This window comes from Nostoc sp. DedQUE07, from assembly GCF_034530975.2.
Lineage (GTDB): Bacteria > Cyanobacteriota > Cyanobacteriia > Cyanobacteriales > Nostocaceae > Nostoc.
This window is the reverse complement of record NZ_JAVRCC020000039.1, coordinates 1-17,058: the sequence shown is the minus strand read 5'-3', so window position 1 is coordinate 17,058 and position 17,058 is coordinate 1. Positions and strand designations below refer to the sequence as shown.

Sequence of the window (17,058 nt, the reverse complement as noted above, 5' to 3'; positions counted from 1 at the left end):
CTAATGTATTAGATAATACTTCTTTAGTAGGTTGTTGATAAATTTTTGTCAACACAACAACAACCAATTAATTCAATTTTATCAAAATTTTCATAGAGACTTTTTTCCTGGCTATATACAGGGCTTTTACTTGCTGTAATTAATCGCATAAAAAATTAATCTTATAAATTGGGAATATAAATCATTATATTGTTGAGTTTCCTCAACTCAACCTATTTATTGTTATTAGTTTGAAGCAGCGAAGATATAGAATTAGATTGTAGCCATACAAATAGTTTTATACTTCCTCCATTAGAGTCAGTTGATTTATACTCACCCCTTAAAATTTGTTCTAAAACTTGACTATTAAACCTTGATCTGTCTTTCATGAGGTCTTCAAACATAGCTAGTGGAAATAGTATACTCTCAACTTCTACATCATCTTCACTAAACCTAATTACCTCAAATCTAAATTTATAACCAGACCATCTGATAGTAGGTAGTCTATCAACTGAATTTTTGCTATTTTCTATTATTCTGTTATACTCAGGACTAGGATTTTTCTGATTGTGCATTATCCACCAATAAACATTGTGTCTAACAAAATGCTTTCCATTATCGTTAGTACATACTTCTATTTCTATATCATCTACATAAACAAACTGACGAGTCATTACTCTAACTTCACCTTCAGCCATTGGTTCTAATTCCTCCCAAGGTTCAACTTCAACTGGATTTTTATAATTACTATTTAAAGATTGATTTTTATAAATATTTTCTACTGGGATAGGATCATCTTCTAATGCTTCTAAACCTGATGTATTCTCATCATTTTCGTCTTTTTTATCTAAAATTAATTCTAGCTGTTCCTTACTAAATACCATAAGTTCTATTCCAGCTATAGTTTGACGGTTTGAATGTTCCATGAAGTAAACTAAACCATCAAATGGAGATAAATCTATTCTTAACCCGTTGTATTCAGTCTCCCAAAAACCAAATTTACCTGAAGATTTAGGATAAGTTTTATATTCTGTCCACTTCAGGGAGCTAGCCTTTTTATTAATGTTTTTTAATGCAGTTCTAATACTTCCAGATAATCCTTTCATCCCATAAACAGGATATACTAAATATATGGTTGGTGGTTCTCCATCTGATATTGGATCAAAACCAACTATCATAACATTGAACTTGGCTAGCTGCTGAAGACTTTGCTGCAAAGCAGTTTCGGCTGGAGTTATTTTTCTAATGGGTACTACTACTTTAGACCAATTAAGGGGTGGTTTGTATAACTTGATAAACTCATTTTCGAGATTTGATAAATTTTCTATATCACGGCTACAAGTCAACCAACTAATACTAAGAGGATTTTTCCGATTAAATCTTTTTAGCTGATTAAATCTATGATGTGCTTTCCATCTTTCAACTAAATTAATAGTTCTACCTATATAAATGATTTGACCTTTACTATCAAATACAAAGTAAATAGCTGCACAATTAGGAAGACGATCTTTGTCCAATAAATAAACTGATGGTAATTCAGATATTTTGATTTTCTCTAGCAAAATGAGACACCCATAAATAAATCAAAAATATATATTTTGAATTATATTTTATAGAAACATCAAAAGCTACAAAATAAAAACCGCAAATTTACGCAATTAAACGCCAAACTCTCCGCGTTTAACTGCGTTCTGCGGTTTGAAAATTCTTAATGCACTAATGCGATCGCACTTTTCGTCAAGCCTCCACAGTGAATCCATTAAACGCAATGTTTTCCATAAAAATATAGCGTTTCATCCTGGCTTGTGAATCAAGTTTTGAACTCGTAAACTAGCTTTTGCGACATGAAAAGCAACTTTTGCGACATGAAAAGTAGCTTTTGTGACATGAAAAGCAGCTTTTGCGACATGAAAAGCAGCTTTTGCGACATGAAAAGCAGCTTTTGTGAGATGAAAAGTAGCTTTTGTGACTTGAAAAGTAGCTTTTGTGACTTAAAAACCTGTTAACGTTAAAGAATTTCAGCAAATCTAACCAGATTTATTTATAAACTAGTCTCAATGCCTTAAAAATTCTCATAAAAAAACGCAAATATACGCATTAAACGCAATTTTTCAGCATTCCCATACGTATATTTGCGATAAAATAAAAGACAATCGCGGCTTTAATGCACTAATGCGATCGCACGTTTTGTTAACGCTTCAGCAGTTAATCCATTAAACGCCATCAACTCACCAGCACTCGCGGTAGTTTCGCCACGTTTCCATGCAAAGGTGTCGCGCTTGGCTGTACTCCTTAACAAGATAGGTTCTAGCATCCCCGCAGCGCCACCTGTAACAGCAATTAGCGCATCGCCATCAAATAATTCGGCAAATTTCGCATCATCTAAGAAATCGCCATCAGGTTCGGAACAGATATCCCATGCTGTATCGTGGGGACGATACAAACGTCTGGGGTTAATAACAGAAACAATCTTCGCACCAATACCTTCAGTTTCTAAGAAAGCAGCAGCTTCAAATACTGGCATTAATGTCATATCGCCAATTACAGCAAATACAACTTGTTTATCGCCAGCAATTTCATGTAATAACACCGCACCATCGCGCAACCCTTGACGAGTTTGTTCTAAAGTTGTGCGAATTGGTAACGGCGATTTACTTGCTGTAATTACAATCCCCTTATTTTTAGTTTTCAATGCCCAATCATAACAAGCTTGAATACTATTAGCATCAGGCGGAAATAATGGAAAAACATTGCCATTTCGCATCAATGAAGCAAAGTAAGCTTCAATTTCGGGACGTTGGTGAGTCCAACCGTTGCGCCCTTGTTCTAATGCGCCTGCTGTGAATAAAGTAATAGTCGAGGGAGTTGGACGGCGCAATTCTGCCATTGATTGGGTTACAGTTTGCCAAATTGGTAATCCGTTGATGGCAAAAGATTCGTAAGAACACCACAAAGTTCTCGCACCCATTAACGCTAAACCCGCAGCTAAACCAGCACAAGCATCTTCACTCAATGGTTCATAAACTTGTCCATTTGGTGCTTGATTATATAAATCGTCGGTTGTGGGGTGGATAATCTTTAATGCTTGGTTAATGTTCGCAATTCCTGATGCTTCATTACCATCGGCGTTGGTGACAAGGAAATTTCGATCTTTATTTCCAACTATTCCTACTAATCGTCCCATCGCAGTTGTGGAAACTTTTGGTTCACCTCCAACTGCATATTCTTCTAAAGGTAATTCGCCTAAATCTGGTAATGGAAATTCAAATTCTGTCACCACAGTTTTCCCTGCTGGGCCACCACCGGCACGTTCTGCATTTGTTCTAACTAATTGCCAAGCTTCCACAGACAAAGCACGGGTTTGCAATGCACTAATAATATGAGGCGCATCTAGCGTGTCTTTAGGATAAAGGTTGTGGGATTTTGCACCTCGCGCGTGGACTCCTGCACCTTTGAGTTGTTTAATGATGAAGACGGTAAGTTTACCACCCAGTGCCGATCGCGCTGCTTTATCTACACCCGAAAGTACTGCTTGAGTAAATTCTAGGCGCTTCTCAAAGGAAAAGGCAGTGCTATCAACGTAATCCCCTGGTTGATCTCGATCGTCGAAATCCTTGGCATCAACTAACACAACTTCATCAAAACCGTTACCTTGCCAATATGCTTGCATCTCTGGGTTGGTTTTCAGGGAAACCATGCTGTGATGTTCTTGGCTGTAACCGTTCCACACTAATATCGGCAAAAAGTTGGTGACAGCAGGATAAGCAGTATGAAAATGTGCGATCGCACTTACAATATAAGGCTCACCCAATCCACCATCCCCAACTGTAAAGGGGAACAACTTATCTTTGTGCAATAGCGCAGCCGCCATTGCAAAGTGTTGCCCTTGTCCCAAAGGCCCCGCAGGTGCGAGAATACCGGGAATGTAACCAGAAAGGTGTCCTAAAAGTCCGTGCTTTTCTCGGAAGCGATCGCGCAATTCTTGGACTGTAAAAATTCCCATGTCCTCTAGCGATCGATCCAAGAACATGGCACTATAAAATCCGGGGGCGTGGTGTCCGACTTCGGTAATAATGTTTTTGTATCCCAGCATGACAAGAGATGCGTAAGCTTCTGCTTGGCTGGCGAATCCGCCGGGATGCCCAGAAGCTTTACTACCAGTAACTTGCAAAGTTAGGTAGCGCAGGGCATCGGCAGCAAGTAAAGTTTGATATACTGCATTTGGTTCTGTGGGAGATGCGATCGCTACTTTGCCCGATTCGATAGCAGGTGTTGCACCATAAGTTTCAAAATCTGGTAAAGCTTCACCAAAATATTGAATCCCTTCCGAAAAATTAGGAAGCGCTGAAGATGCCTTTGGGGAGATTGCAGTCATGCTGAGTACCTTTTGACGATGAAGTGAAACTGTAGATGCTCGTTGAATTTAACCAAAATTTTACATCTTCGAGGTTGTAACAGTTTATTGCTTTTTTGCAACGTTAGAATAAGTACTTTAAATGGTCAGGCAACCAAAATTTCAATTAGTTGAAGTAGCAAAAAATATTTAATCGGAAAAAAATTTATGAAATTCCCAAATGGGCCGCAAACTCCAGCAGTTGTACAGATGATGCGCTGGATTGTTAATCCGATGTTATTTATGCAGGATTGTGCCAAAACCTATGGCGAGATTTTTACTCTCCGATTAGACAAAAATCTGCCTCCTATGGTGGTTGTCAGCAACCCCCAAGCGCAACAGCAAATTTTGACAACTGATACCAAGGAATTAGAAGCCCCTGGCGATCTGAATAAGGTGTTTGAACCTTTGCTGGGAAAGCATTCTGTGATTAGCATTAGCGGTGCAGAACACCAGCGTCAACGCCAGTTGTTAATGCCTCCCTTTCACGGCGAAAGAATGCGGAATTATAGTCAGGTGATTACCGATGTCACCAAGCAAGTTATCAACCAATACCAGATAGGCAAACCCTTTAATATTCGGTCTGCAACTCAAGCTATTACCCTGCGGGTGATTATGCAAGCTGTATTTGGTCTATATGAAGGGCCTCGCGCCGAAAAACTACAGCATTTTTTGGGCGATCTTTTAGAAAAGGCCAGTTCTCGCTTAAGTATAGCTTTGCTTTATTTTCCAGCTTTGCAAAGAGATTTTGGCCCGATTAACTTCTGGGGAAATCAGATGCGCCTTCAGCAAGAAGCTGACCAACTCCTCTACGAGGAAATTCGGGAACGTCGAGAACAACCAGATTCATCACGCACGGATATTCTTAGCTTACTCATGGCTGCTAGAGATGAAGCCGGTCAACCCATGACCGATGAAGAGTTGCGCGATGAATTGATGACTCTGTTAGTCGCTGGTCACGAAACCACAGCAACAGCCTTAGCATGGGCATTCTACTGGATTCATAAAATACCATCAGTGCGCCAAAAGCTACTGCAAGAATTAGATAGCTTGGGCGATAACCCAGATCCTGGCACTGTTTTCAAATTACCTTATCTCAACGCTGTTTGTTCCGAGACATTGCGGATTTATCCAGTAGGTATGCTAACTTTTCCCAGAAGAGTTAGAACCCCAATATCGCTGGGCGGTTACGAACTAGAACCGGGTACAGTCCTAATTGGTTCTATTTATCTGACCCACCAACGGGAAGATATTTATCCAGAACCTAAGCAGTTTAAGCCAGAACGCTTTTTAGAACGGCAATTTTCTGCTTATGAATATTTGCCCTTTGGCGCTGGTGCTAGACGCTGTATTGGGCTAGCGTTTGCCCAGTTGGAAATGAAGCTAGCACTTGCTCAAATCCTTTCTAGCAAGGAATTAGAACTAGTTAATAAAGGTGAAGTGCGACCTAAACGCCGTGGTTTAGTGACAGGGCCAGATCGTCCCATTGAGATGGTTGTCACGAGTCAACGTCAGGTGAGGTCTTCCATCCTCCAGACAACCTCTGTTTGATGCTGCGAGGTTTAATGGTTGCGTTCAGCAAACTGTCAATCATCTATACATTTAGATAGATTTTCAATGCTTTTAAACAATCCCCTATAGTCCTCTTTAAAAGAGGACTATAGGGGATTTTAATATATTACAACTGTAAAAAGAATGAATTTTAAGAGTGAGATTATACATTAAAATAAGGCATTTTAATATCACCAAAAGACGTAACTTTAATATGTGTATCCCAAAATAATTGAGTAAGTTTTTTCTGTAAATCGCTTTAAAAATTCAGAAAAAATATTATCATTAACTTTGTAAAAATTAATAGTGATTAATTACCACTACGGGTTACTTAGTGTTAATTAACTCCCGACTATCCCCTGAAAATATTAAAAAAGCTTGCTCTAATTGCATCTTTTTTAAGGAACGTTGGGGAGAATTAAGCCTTAACCCAAGCAGATTGAATTATTTGCGCCTTGTTAAATCCTAAAATTATTCAATAAACAATGAAACTATTTGAGAATATCAGTACACCAGCGTTGTTACAAACTCTGCAATTAATTGCTGAACCAACAAAATTTTTAGAAAATAATGCTGCCAAATATGGTGATGTTTTCACAGTACAGGTAATGGGTTTAAAGTCACCACCGATAGTATTTTTTAGCCATCCCCAAGCAATTAGCGATTGTTTTGCCATCCCTGCACACAAGTTAGATTTTAAAAAAGCAACCCATGTATTTAAACCCTTGTTTGGTGAGAATTCTATTGTATTTCAAGAGGCGCGATCGCACCAACAACAGCGACAGCTATTACTCCCAGCTTTTCATGGCGATAATTTAAAATCTTATGGACAAGCAATTTGTCAAATAACTGAAGAGATTACACAACATTGGACATCAGATACAAATATTTGTATACACAAATTAATGTCAAATATCACTTTAGAAATTATCTTACAAGTGGTATTTGGTATTACTCATGGTGTGCGTTACCAACAATTAAAAGAACAATTGAGTTCTTTATTAGAAGACGTAACTAAACCTTGGTATTCCAGCTTGTTTTTCTTTCCTTCGCTGCAAAAAGATTTAGGCGCATGGAGTCCTTGGGGAATTTTCTTAAAAAGACGAGAGCAAATTGACAAACTCATCTATGCAGAAATTTCTGAAAGGCGTTGGCAAAATGATCCTGCGCGTACAGATATTCTTAGTCTGCTGATGTCAGCGTATGACGTAAATGGGCAACAAATGACAGATGAGGAATTACGCGATCAACTAGTTTCATTATTGCTATTGGGTTACGAAACTACATCTGGTGTATTAGCTTGGGTATTTTATTTAATTCACTCTCACCCAAAGGTTAAACATCGGCTAATGCAAGAACTAAATACTTTGGACAATCTCACAAATCCTGAAACAATTGCCCAATTACCTTATCTCACCGCCGTTTGTCAAGAAACACTGCGAATTCACCCTATTGCTTTAATCTGCACGCCGCGAATGGTAAAAGATAGAGTGGAAATTATGGGGCATAAATTTACATCAGAAACAGTTTTAGTTCCCTGTATTTATTTAGCACATCGCCGAGCCGAGACTTACCCAGAACCAGAACAGTTTCGGCCAGAAAGATTCCTTAACCAAAAATTTTCACCTTACGAATATTTACCCTTTGGTGGAGGTTATCGCGGTTGTATTGGTGCAGCCTTTTCCATGTACGAACTAAAATTAGTAACAGCTATAATATTATCCCGTTTTGAATTAAGCCTTACTGATAAACGTCCTGTGCATCCAGTCCGTCGTGGCATTACAATTGTCCCTAGCGGCGGTGTAAAAATGGTTGTTACTAAAAAAGCAAAACTAAAAAGACAAACAATACTTTCTACTTAATTACTCAATCCTCCAATTTGCATATATCCAAATATAGATCCGCTCCTTAGCATCCAGCCTTTACAGTAAATAGTAAGAGAAAATTTAGGAGCTTACTAATTCATGCCTGATGAGCATCGGTTGGAGGAACAATTTTTATCCCAAGAAGCTGAAAGAAGAATATCTGAAAAGCTAGATGAAGTAGAAAAAATAGAAATAGATGTACAAACCGATCTGTTTAAAATAGTTCAGGGACAGGCGGATGGAGTTTCGGTTACAGGCCAAGGATTAACGATCGAAAAAGATGTTCGCGTACAGGAAATAAAACTGCAAACAGAAAGTATTACCATTAATCCCTTAAGCGCCCTTTTTGGCCAAATAGAACTTAACGATCCAGTAAATGCCATTGCTCGTATTGTACTCACAGAAGTAGATATGAACCGTACCTTGGCATCAGACTTTGTTCGCAGCAAGATGCAAGATTTTGACTTGGATGTAGATGGCAGAATTGTAAGTTTTGAAGCACAAAAAATTGAAATATATTTACCTGGTGATGGCAAAATAGAATGTAGGGGAAGAGTACTGTTAAAGGAAAAGGGAAATACTCGCCCTTTGGCTTATACTGCGATCGCACGTCCACGGACTCATTCACAACCTGCGATGCTGGAGAGTTTTAACTGCACTGAGGGAGGGGGAATATCCTTAGAAGTAGTTACAGCTTTAATACAAAAAGCCAAAGAATTAATGAACATACCATATTTTAAATGGGAAGATATGGTATTTCATATTAAAGATGTAAAAGTAGAAACTGGTAGTTTAGTGCTTCTAGTAGAAACTCAAATGAGGCAAATACCATCATCAGAAAGTCTATCATCTCCTGAGTAAAATTTATCTTTAATAAAGATAAATTTTGTTACTGAGGGATGATGTCAATGTCATAAAAATTTTCTAACATTTGAAAAGTTACTTATTATTTCTAAATTCCAACTATGCAAGAGTATGATGTTGTGCTGATCGGTGCTGGACATAATGGACTAGTTTGCGCAGCTTATTTGCTAAAAGCTGGTTATAGCGTTCTGTTACTAGAAAAGCGTTCTGTACCAGGTGGCGCAGCAACAACTGAAGAATGCTTACCGCAAGAAGCTCCTGGATTTAAATTCAATTTGTGTGCGATTGACCATGAATTTATTCATTTAGGGCCAGTTGTTGAAGAATTAGAACTAGAAAAATATGGCTTGCATTATTTGGAGTGCGATCCAGTTGTTTTCTGTCCTCATCCTGATGGGAAGTATTTTTTAGGACATAAGTCGCTGGAAAAGACTTGTGCAGAAATCGCCCGTTACAACCAACGTGATGCCAAAAAATATGCAGAATTTGTAGACTTTTGGCAGCGAGCGCTAGGTGCAATGATTCCTATGTTTAATGCACCGCCAAAATCAGTTATAGACATCCTTGGTAACTACGACATCACCAAACTGAAAGATTTATTTTCTGTTATTGGTTCTCCAAACAAAACGCTGGACTTTATTCGCACGATGTTGACCAGCGCTGAGGATTTACTTAACGAGTGGTTTGATGAAGAATTTCTGAAAGCGCCACTAGCCAGACTATCAGCAGAACTTGGTGCGCCGCCATCACAAAAAACCCTTGCCATTGGTGCAATTATGATGGCAATGCGTCATAATCCAGGGATGGCCAGACCTCGCGGCGGAACTGGCGCACTTGTGCAAGCTTTGGTGAATTTAGTTACAAGTAAAGGTGGCGTTATTCTCACAGATCAGCACGTTGAAAAAGTTTTAATTGATGATGGCAAAGCTGTAGGTGTGCGGGTTGCTGGTGGAAAAGAATATCGCGCTAAATACGGGGTTATTTCTAATATTGATGCCAAGCGGTTGTTCTTACAAATGACAGATAAAAGCGATATTGATGGAGCCGACCCAAATTTATGGGAAAGATTAGAACGCCGCATCGTTAACAACAACGAAACCATCCTCAAAATAGATTTGGCTTTAGACGAACCACTCCACTTTCCTCACCACGCTCACAAAGATGAATATCTGGTTGGTTCTATTTTGATTGCTGATTCTGTGGCTCATGTAGAACAGGCTCATAGTAAATGTACTTTGGGAGAAATTCCTGATGCTGACCCATCAATGTACTTGGTGATGCCTAGCTATTTAGACCCCACATTAGCACCACCAGGTAAGCACACTCTATGGATTGAGTTTTTTGCTCCTTATCAAATTGCTGGTGCAGAAGGCACTGGTTTAAAAGGTACTGGTTGGACGGATGAATTGAAAAACAAAGTTGCAGATCGGGTGATTGATAAATTGGCAGACTATGCACCCAATGTCAAGAATGCAACTATCGCCCGTCGGGTAGAAAGTCCAGCCGAACTAGGAGAAAGATTAGGTGCGTACAAAGGGAATTATTACCATGTTGACATGACCCTAGATCAGATGGTATTCTTCCGTCCCTTGCCAGAAATAGCGAACTACAAAACGCCAATTGATAATCTATTTTTGACTGGTGCAGGGACTCATCCAGGTGGTTCAATTTCGGGAATGCCGGGACGCAATTGTGCGCGCGCATTTTTGCAAGCAAAACATCCCATTAGCCAAACTTTGAAAGATGCGCGGGATTCGATTAAGTCAACTGTCGAGTCAGTGTTTGGCATTAGTTAAGCCTTGCACAGAGAAAATAGAGTAATACAGTTTAGATAAACCCAAAACCCTTATGTAAAGACGCGATTTATCGCGTCTTTACTTATTAGGCAATCACGAAAATATTTGTATTAGTCATAGCTAGACCTATTGCTAGTTGAGCAACTTGGATTTGACTAAATGAGCCTGTACCATCAGCATCAAAGAATAAACCTCCTGTATTATTGTTGTAGATAAAGCGATCGCTACTATCTTCTGCTACTGAACCGATAAAAAATTGCGTGGCTTGAAGTATACCCTCACTAAGTCCACCTCCAAACCCGATTTTAGAAACATAAATTGTGTCATCTAAGGACGAAAAACCTGTAATGTTATGAATACCCTCAGCAGGGGTATTAATAGTAAAAACATCAGATCCAGTTCCTCCCGTTAGTGTATCGTTACCTAAACCTCCAACGAAAGTATCATTACCACTTCCCCCTATAAGGATGTCATTGCCATTTCCACCATTTAGATTGTTATTACTAGTATTACCAGTCCCATTAATATCATCTGCACCTGTTAAGGTAAGATTTTCTTCATTGGCTGATAAAGGAGAGCTAACGGTTGATGAAACGGTCATATCTGGCGAAGTAGGCGTACTATTGGTAACAGTGAGTAAAGTTTTAAATACCTTTTGGTTGCTGCTTAGACTTTCATCAAACTCTTGGATTGAATTAGTTGGATCTAGAAATGAAATAACATAGTAATTTCCAATTGGGATATTAGGAAACGCACCGCTCCAAGTCGCTGTTCCCGAATTGAATGGATTAATCGAAGAAATAGTTGTATTACCAATTAAGTAATGAGAACCAATATTATCAGTGATATTGGTATCAGTGGAAGCATAAAAAGAAACCGAGAAAGTGTCTGTCGCGGCTGTACCATTGTTGCGAGGATAGACTGTGATGCTGAAATTTTCCCCATATTTGATAGTTTTATTATTAAAACTTCCAAGAGTGGTGTTAAACCACACATCAGAATCTACTAAATCAGCTTTGTCAGTGGGTTGGCGCGCGGTATTGTCTTGGTCGATCCAGTTTTGAATCTCATTATATCGAGTGCTTGTAATTCGGGCGAACTCATTGTAAAGCGGAGTTTTGTTGCTGGTTGTCTCATTTGAAGCTACTCCATAAATAGTTGGTTTATTTGTGTTGGAATTATTAAGCCAGAGAGGGCCTCCACTATTTCCAGGTAGGATATCTAGCTCATTACTACGCAAGATCGAGTCAGTTGTACTTGTGATTTTTCCACTCTGAGTCCACATATCATAGTTGTCAAATTTCCCATCGCTATTGGAATCAAATTTATCAGAAGGGTATCCAGTGACATTCATTAAAGTTCCACTGCTGAGATTATCGTCATATCCATAGTTAAACCAGCCAGTGAAGTTTCCAATATTGCGGTCAAGAGTAACCAATCCTATATCGTATTGAAAAGTTTCGCTTTTAGTTTGATCTCCTTGAGTCCATCCATCAAAAGAACGTGTATAAACAGATTTTGCTTCACTATAATATTCATAATCAGCCCGGTTTGTACCAGCAATGATATTTCCTTTAGAACCAAGCATCACCTCAATTTTATCTGCCCAACCTCCATATCTCGTATCATATACACAATGTCCTGCTGTTAAAAAGTGGTAGGAATCAATCATGGCGCCAGAACCGTTAATGATAATATCATCAGCAGTATTAATAACCCCATCTGGGCCTTTCCAACTTATTCTCATCTTTCCTACAGCACTAAATGGAGAAGTTGTCGTGTTGCTAACTTTTGTCCGACCATCAGGGGAGAAAAGAGACATACTTTTATATCCTAAATAAAAATGATGAATACAAAATATACAATTTTAATGCCAAAAATTATTTCATGGCATTATGAATGCACTAGCAATTTTTATGAGAATTTTTCCCGATAATAAGTTTTTAAGTAATATTAAAACTTTAAATTGCCATATATTTAATATAAATTATTTCTACGATTTATCAATATCTAGAGCTTACTTTGAATTTTATTTTTAAGCATAAAATAAAAGTAATTAATAGAGATAGAGGTTGGAAAAACTAACTATTCTGATATTACTTCTGTCTTCACCTCTGCGATCCTGGCTGATTTATACCGTCGGCATTGGCGGTTTGAAGAAGCTTCTCATCAGGATGAATTACTACACAAATGCGATGTTTACGACGAGTCACAGCTACGCAATATATATAGCAGCACAAATAAATTGTTTTTTGAGTAAAGCAGGTTCTAAGCGATTGCTTTATGTGTACTTAATATGATATTATTACACACGCTTGATTTTGATAAAGTTTTATGCATCGTCAATAAAATTTTCTGGCAAAATAAATATAAGTAAATTAATGGGTAAAAACTAGTGTATTTTGATAATACTCAAAAAACTAACAAATTTGAACATTATCTAATAATTTTTGTAGGTACAGCATGGTTTTTCGGCACTGCTTTGTTGCATCTGGCTTGATAGCTTTCTTGACATTTGGCTGTAGTGGTGGGGGAAACTCATCGGTAGAAAATACTACACAGGTTGTCCAAGAAAGCAATGTAACCCAACTTTTCATAGAAGCGAAGGCTACCCAAAAAGCAGAAGATTACTTTCATCAAGGTAATAATTTATTAGATAGACAAAATTATGAAGATGCCATAAAAGCTTATGATAAAGCGATCGCCATCAAAGCTGAGAGTCCTGAAGCCTTGATTAACCGTGGCATCGCCTTAACATCATTGCAACGCTACCAAGACGCTCTTGGATCTTATAATAGAGCGATCGCCATCAAAGCCGACAAATATGAAGCTTGGTATAATCGTGGCATCGCCTTAACATCGTTGCAACGCTACAAAGATGCTGTCACATCTTACAACAAAGCGATCGCCATCAAACCCGACAAATATGAAGCTTTAATTAACCGAGGTATAGCTCTGACAAAGCTGCACCGCTACCAAGATGCGATCGCATCTTATAATAGAGCGATCGCTATCAAGCAAGATTTGCACCAAGCGTATTACAACAAAGCTTGCTCTTATGCTTTACAAAGCAATCTAGAATTAGCAATTGAGAACCTAGACAAAGCAATCAAGCTTGTTCCTAATAAATACAAGAAATTAGCAAAAACTGACCCAGACTTTAGCAAAGTGCGTAGTGAAAAGCAGTTTCAGGAATTACTGCAATAGTAATTGATGCGCCACTACTCAGTGTAAAATATAAGCCTGCTGTAACAAGGATTTTTTCTTGAGCGGTTTACGATTATACATGAAAAAATTGTTAATCACTGGGGCAAGCGGTTTTTTAGGATGGCATCTTTGCCAGCTTGCAAAACAAGAATGGGATATTTATGGCACTTATTTATCCCATCCTTTAGAGATTCCTGGTATGAAAATTTTACAAGCAAACTTAACAAATTTTCAGGAATTGAAACGTATATTTAATGATGTCAAACCAGAAGCAGTTATTCATACTGCTGCACATTCACAACCAAATTTTTGTCAAACCCACCCTGAAGAATCGCACGCAATTAACGTCACAGCATCCTGCAATATTGCCGGACTTTGCGCGGATAATTCTATTCCTTGTGCTTTTACTTCAACCGACTTAGTTTTTGATGGTTTAAATGCTCCATATCGAGAAACAGATGCCGTGTGTCCTGTCAATCTTTACGGCGAGCAAAAGGCGATCGCAGAAGCAGATATGCTAGAAAGGTATCCCATGACCGCAGTGTGTCGAATGCCGTTGATGTTTGGTGCAGCAACACCCACAGCGAAAAGCTTTATTCAGCCATTTATTCAAACTTTACAAGCCGAAAAAGAACTAAATTTATTTATTGATGAATTTCGCACCCCAGTAAGTGGAACAACTGCCGCCAAAGGACTCTTACTAGCATTAGAAAAAGTTAATGGCATCATTCATTTAGGTGGCAAAGAGCGGATTTCACGTTATGATTTTGGACAGATATTAGTAGAAGTATTGCAACTTCCCGCCACTAGACTTAAAACCTGCCGCCAACAAGATGTGAAAATGGCAGCACCTAGACCAACTGATGTTTCTTTGGATAGTTCCAAAGCTTTTGCATTGGGGTATCAGCCTTTATCTGTAAGGGAAGAATTAGAGGCAATACAATTCAGTGAAGGTTAGGTGTTAATTGGATATGTATACATGGATATTCGCGTTTACAGATTTTGTAGAAGATGATTTTTTGGGATCTTTCCTTAAAAAATTTATATAACCCTCATTATTTCTGTGACTGTCAAGCACATGGTAGTTCTGTCCGCTTTTTCCCCTCCATACGTTAATCACGTCATCGCAAATTTTCTGTGGAATCTTAAAGGTTGGAAAATAATTCCATCTTCCCGTCTTTGTCCCATCAGCTGTTCCATCATCCTTTAGTATAAAGTCTTCAATTTTATTGATGAAACTCTGTACTTCTTGTTGATGCTGCTCCTGCTCTTGGGCTTTTTTTTTCTCCTGCTCTTCGGCATTTGCCTTGGCTTTTTGGTCTTCTGTAGGGGGTGCTTTTACACTAGCAGGTAGTCCACTCCCCCACACTCGCTGCACATTTGCGGTATCTAATACTCCCCCATTTTGCTGCACAACATGGGTCAACTCATGCGCCAACAACTCCTGTCCTCCCCGACTCCCAGGATTATATTCTCCCGAACGAAAGAACACATCCTGTCCCGTCGTAAAAGCACGCGCCTGAATTGACCGATTCAACTGGTCAGATTGACCATCTGTGTGAACCTTCACCCTACTGAAATCTGCGCCAAATGCCACCTCCATCGGTTTGCGGATATTGTCTGCGATCGCCACTCCACCACCCCTAGCTTGGTTAATGGACGCTTCCAGGTCTGGCGCACCAACCATCCCAGCATTAGCCTGACGCTGCACCATCGGCTTCATCTGTAATTCTTCCTCATCTTCTGGCACTTCTTCTCGTTGCAGTGTGCTATTGTCCAGAGATTTCATTTGCAATTCTTCCTCATCCTCTGGCACTTCTTCTCGTTGCAGCGTGCCATTGTCCAGAGATTTCATTTGCAATTCTTCCTCATCCTCTGGCACTTCTTCTCGTTGCAGTGTATTGTCCAGAGGTTTCATCTGCAATTCTTCCTCATCCTCTGGCGCTTCTTCTCGTTGCACCAAAGGAGTGATGGAATTTGCCAGAGGTTTCATCTGCAATTCTTCTTCATCTTCTGGCAATGTTTCTCGTTGGATAGACTGGCGATTTACAGGTTGCGCCATTGTTTGCATTATTTGCTGTGCAACGCTATCAGCTTCCTGTTCGTATTTGTCTCCAGGCTGGCTAATTGAGAGTTTTGCTTGGGTACGCAGTGGTATGCGACTGATATCGTGAGTAACTGGTTTATGGAGTGGTTGTATTTTAGGAATTGCTTGGCGTGAAATTGCCGACGACTCCAAACCAAAGCCGCGTATCGGTTGTTTCAGGGATGGAATTGAGAAGCCTGTAGTAGTTTTTTTCTGCCGACTGACATGTTCTCTCATTTTCTTCTCCAGATTGCCCAAGCAGTAGCTAGATGAATATTTTACTGTTAATAATATCTAGAGTACTGCGATCGCACTTGTAACACAATTTATCGAAAGTATAAATTTTCGGGAACCTGATTCTATGGTATCGGGCGATCGCACTCAACCCAACCGATAAGATTGGCGATCGCACTAAAATGTTAAGTAAATCAGAAAAAGTTCACGATGCCAGCTAAAGATAAATTTCATGCTGTGGTTAGAATTGCTTTAGAAAAGAGCAGTGGAAGATAACCGATGATCCTCTGCGACTGGAAGTTGGCGGAACTAAGTTTGAAATAGATTTAGGTGCAGAACAACTGTTAGCGGCAGAGCGGGGTGAAGAAAAAATTGCAGTTGAGATTAAAACGTTCCTGAGTGATTTACCACTAACAGATTATCATGCTGCGTTAGGACAGTTTTTGAATTATCGGCTTGCCTTAGAAATCAGCGATCCAACTCGCATTCTCTATTTGGCAGTGCCTATAGGTGTTTATGAAGCTTTTTTTAAGCGGGAATTTGCCCAAATATCTATAGACAGATATCAGATTAAACAAATTATTTATGACCCAATTCAAGAGGTAATTGTACAATGGATATCCTAAAGTCTAATCGCCATATCATTCAGTCCTTGTTGACAGCTTATGCTGCTATCCCCATCGCAAATGGTCAGATTGATTGTTACACCGTTTTTGATACAAAACAAGACCATTACATGGTTATGAATGTGGGATGGGATGGTCATCGGCGAGTCTATGATTGTGTTTTACATTTGGATATTAAACAGGGAAAAATTTCGATTGAGCAGAATATGACGGAAATGAGAGTGGCTCAAGAACTTGTAGAGCGAGGGGTTCCAAAAGATGATATTGTTTTAGGATTTCAATCTCCTGAAATGCGGGAATATACGGGCTATGGAGTTTTTTAACGACAACATCGCACTCGTAACACAATTTGTCGAAAGTCTAAATTTTCGGGAACCCCATTTTATAGTATCGAGCGATTGCACTTCTGCCTTCTCGGAATTAATTTCCGCCAAGACGTTTCGGTGTTTCGCGCACT

At 39.1% G+C, this 17,058-nt stretch carries 11 protein-coding genes and 1 pseudogene; 8 read left to right on the top strand and 4 right to left on the bottom strand.

All coding sequences use genetic code 11. The annotated features are described in order from the left end of the window. Positions 1-212: 212 nt before the first annotated feature. Both RMZ95_RS24555 and RMZ95_RS24550 read right to left on the bottom strand, forming a co-directional pair. On the bottom strand, positions 213-1,541 hold the full coding sequence (locus tag RMZ95_RS24555) for a GIY-YIG nuclease family protein (RefSeq protein WP_322686882.1): 1,329 nt from the start codon (positions 1,539-1,541) through the stop codon (positions 213-215). A 599-nt stretch (positions 1,542-2,140) separates the two neighbouring features. After that, positions 2,141-4,354 carry a phosphoketolase gene (locus tag RMZ95_RS24550; protein ID WP_322686883.1) on the bottom strand — a complete coding sequence of 738 codons (2,214 nt, stop codon included), beginning with the start codon at positions 4,352-4,354 and terminating at the stop codon, positions 2,141-2,143. A 186-nt stretch (positions 4,355-4,540) separates the two neighbouring features. Between RMZ95_RS24550 and RMZ95_RS24545 the strand changes: the two genes are divergently transcribed. The 4 genes from RMZ95_RS24545 (at position 4,541) to crtO (ending at position 10,448) form a co-directional block, all read left to right on the top strand. Next, positions 4,541-5,923: a cytochrome P450 gene (locus RMZ95_RS24545; protein ID WP_322686884.1), complete on the top strand. Its 1,383-nt coding sequence runs from the start codon at positions 4,541-4,543 to the stop codon at positions 5,921-5,923. 485 nt (positions 5,924-6,408) lie between these two features. Further along, a complete protein-coding gene (locus RMZ95_RS24540) occupies positions 6,409-7,785 on the top strand; it encodes a cytochrome P450 (RefSeq protein ID WP_322686885.1) in 1,377 nt (458 codons plus the stop codon). 102 nt (positions 7,786-7,887) lie between these two features. Then, complete coding sequence (locus RMZ95_RS24535; protein ID WP_322686886.1) at positions 7,888-8,649, top strand: DUF2993 domain-containing protein; 762 nt, start codon at positions 7,888-7,890, stop codon at positions 8,647-8,649. Positions 8,650-8,753: 104 nt separating this feature from the next. Next, positions 8,754-10,448, top strand: a complete 1,695-nt coding sequence (gene crtO / locus RMZ95_RS24530) for a beta-carotene ketolase CrtO (RefSeq protein ID WP_322686887.1) — start codon at positions 8,754-8,756, stop codon at positions 10,446-10,448. Positions 10,449-10,533: 85 nt separating this feature from the next. Here the strand turns inward: crtO and RMZ95_RS24525 are convergent, their stop codons facing one another. Then, complete coding sequence (locus RMZ95_RS24525) at positions 10,534-12,270, bottom strand: trypsin-like serine protease (RefSeq protein WP_322686888.1); 1,737 nt, start codon at positions 12,268-12,270, stop codon at positions 10,534-10,536. Between the two features lie 641 nt (positions 12,271-12,911). On the opposite strand from RMZ95_RS24525, the gene RMZ95_RS24520 reads away from it, so the two are divergent. Continuing rightward, positions 12,912-13,655, top strand: coding sequence for a tetratricopeptide repeat protein (locus tag RMZ95_RS24520; protein WP_322686889.1), 744 nt, complete (start codon positions 12,912-12,914; stop codon positions 13,653-13,655). 79 nt (positions 13,656-13,734) lie between these two features. Continuing rightward, the gene (locus RMZ95_RS24515; RefSeq protein ID WP_322686890.1) at positions 13,735-14,613 is read left to right on the top strand and encodes an NAD(P)-dependent oxidoreductase; all 879 of its coding nucleotides are present in this window, start codon (positions 13,735-13,737) and stop codon (positions 14,611-14,613) included. 3 nt (positions 14,614-14,616) lie between these two features. On the opposite strand, the gene RMZ95_RS24510 is transcribed toward RMZ95_RS24515, so the two are convergent. After that, positions 14,617-15,978, bottom strand: a complete 1,362-nt coding sequence (locus tag RMZ95_RS24510) for a DUF4157 domain-containing protein (RefSeq protein ID WP_409883688.1) — start codon at positions 15,976-15,978, stop codon at positions 14,617-14,619. A 207-nt stretch (positions 15,979-16,185) separates the two neighbouring features. On the opposite strand from RMZ95_RS24510, the pseudogene RMZ95_RS24505 reads away from it, so the two are divergent. Both RMZ95_RS24505 and RMZ95_RS24500 read left to right on the top strand, forming a co-directional pair. Then, a pseudogene (locus tag RMZ95_RS24505) lies at positions 16,186-16,601 on the top strand (XisH family protein). Beyond that, complete coding sequence (locus tag RMZ95_RS24500; protein ID WP_322686892.1) at positions 16,589-16,924, top strand: XisI protein; 336 nt, start codon at positions 16,589-16,591, stop codon at positions 16,922-16,924. Before RMZ95_RS24505 ends, RMZ95_RS24500 begins: the two are co-directional and overlap by 13 nt. Positions 16,925-17,058 lie beyond the last annotated feature (134 nt).

Coding starts and splice junctions, on each gene's coding strand:
- RMZ95_RS24525 (WP_322686888.1), bottom strand. CDS start 12,270: ATGTCTCTTTTCTCCCCTGATGGTCGGACAAAAGTTAGCAACACGACA.
- RMZ95_RS24550 (WP_322686883.1), bottom strand. CDS start 4,354: ATGACTGCAATCTCCCCAAAGGCATCTTCAGCGCTTCCTAATTTTTCG.
- RMZ95_RS24535 (WP_322686886.1), top strand. CDS start 7,888: ATGCCTGATGAGCATCGGTTGGAGGAACAATTTTTATCCCAAGAAGCT.
- RMZ95_RS24545 (WP_322686884.1), top strand. CDS start 4,541: ATGAAATTCCCAAATGGGCCGCAAACTCCAGCAGTTGTACAGATGATG.
- RMZ95_RS24510 (WP_409883688.1), bottom strand. CDS start 15,978: ATGAGAGAACATGTCAGTCGGCAGAAAAAAACTACTACAGGCTTCTCA.
- RMZ95_RS24500 (WP_322686892.1), top strand. CDS start 16,589: ATGGATATCCTAAAGTCTAATCGCCATATCATTCAGTCCTTGTTGACA.
- RMZ95_RS24520 (WP_322686889.1), top strand. CDS start 12,912: ATGGTTTTTCGGCACTGCTTTGTTGCATCTGGCTTGATAGCTTTCTTG.
- RMZ95_RS24540 (WP_322686885.1), top strand. CDS start 6,409: ATGAAACTATTTGAGAATATCAGTACACCAGCGTTGTTACAAACTCTG.
- crtO (WP_322686887.1), top strand. CDS start 8,754: ATGCAAGAGTATGATGTTGTGCTGATCGGTGCTGGACATAATGGACTA.
- RMZ95_RS24515 (WP_322686890.1), top strand. CDS start 13,735: ATGAAAAAATTGTTAATCACTGGGGCAAGCGGTTTTTTAGGATGGCAT.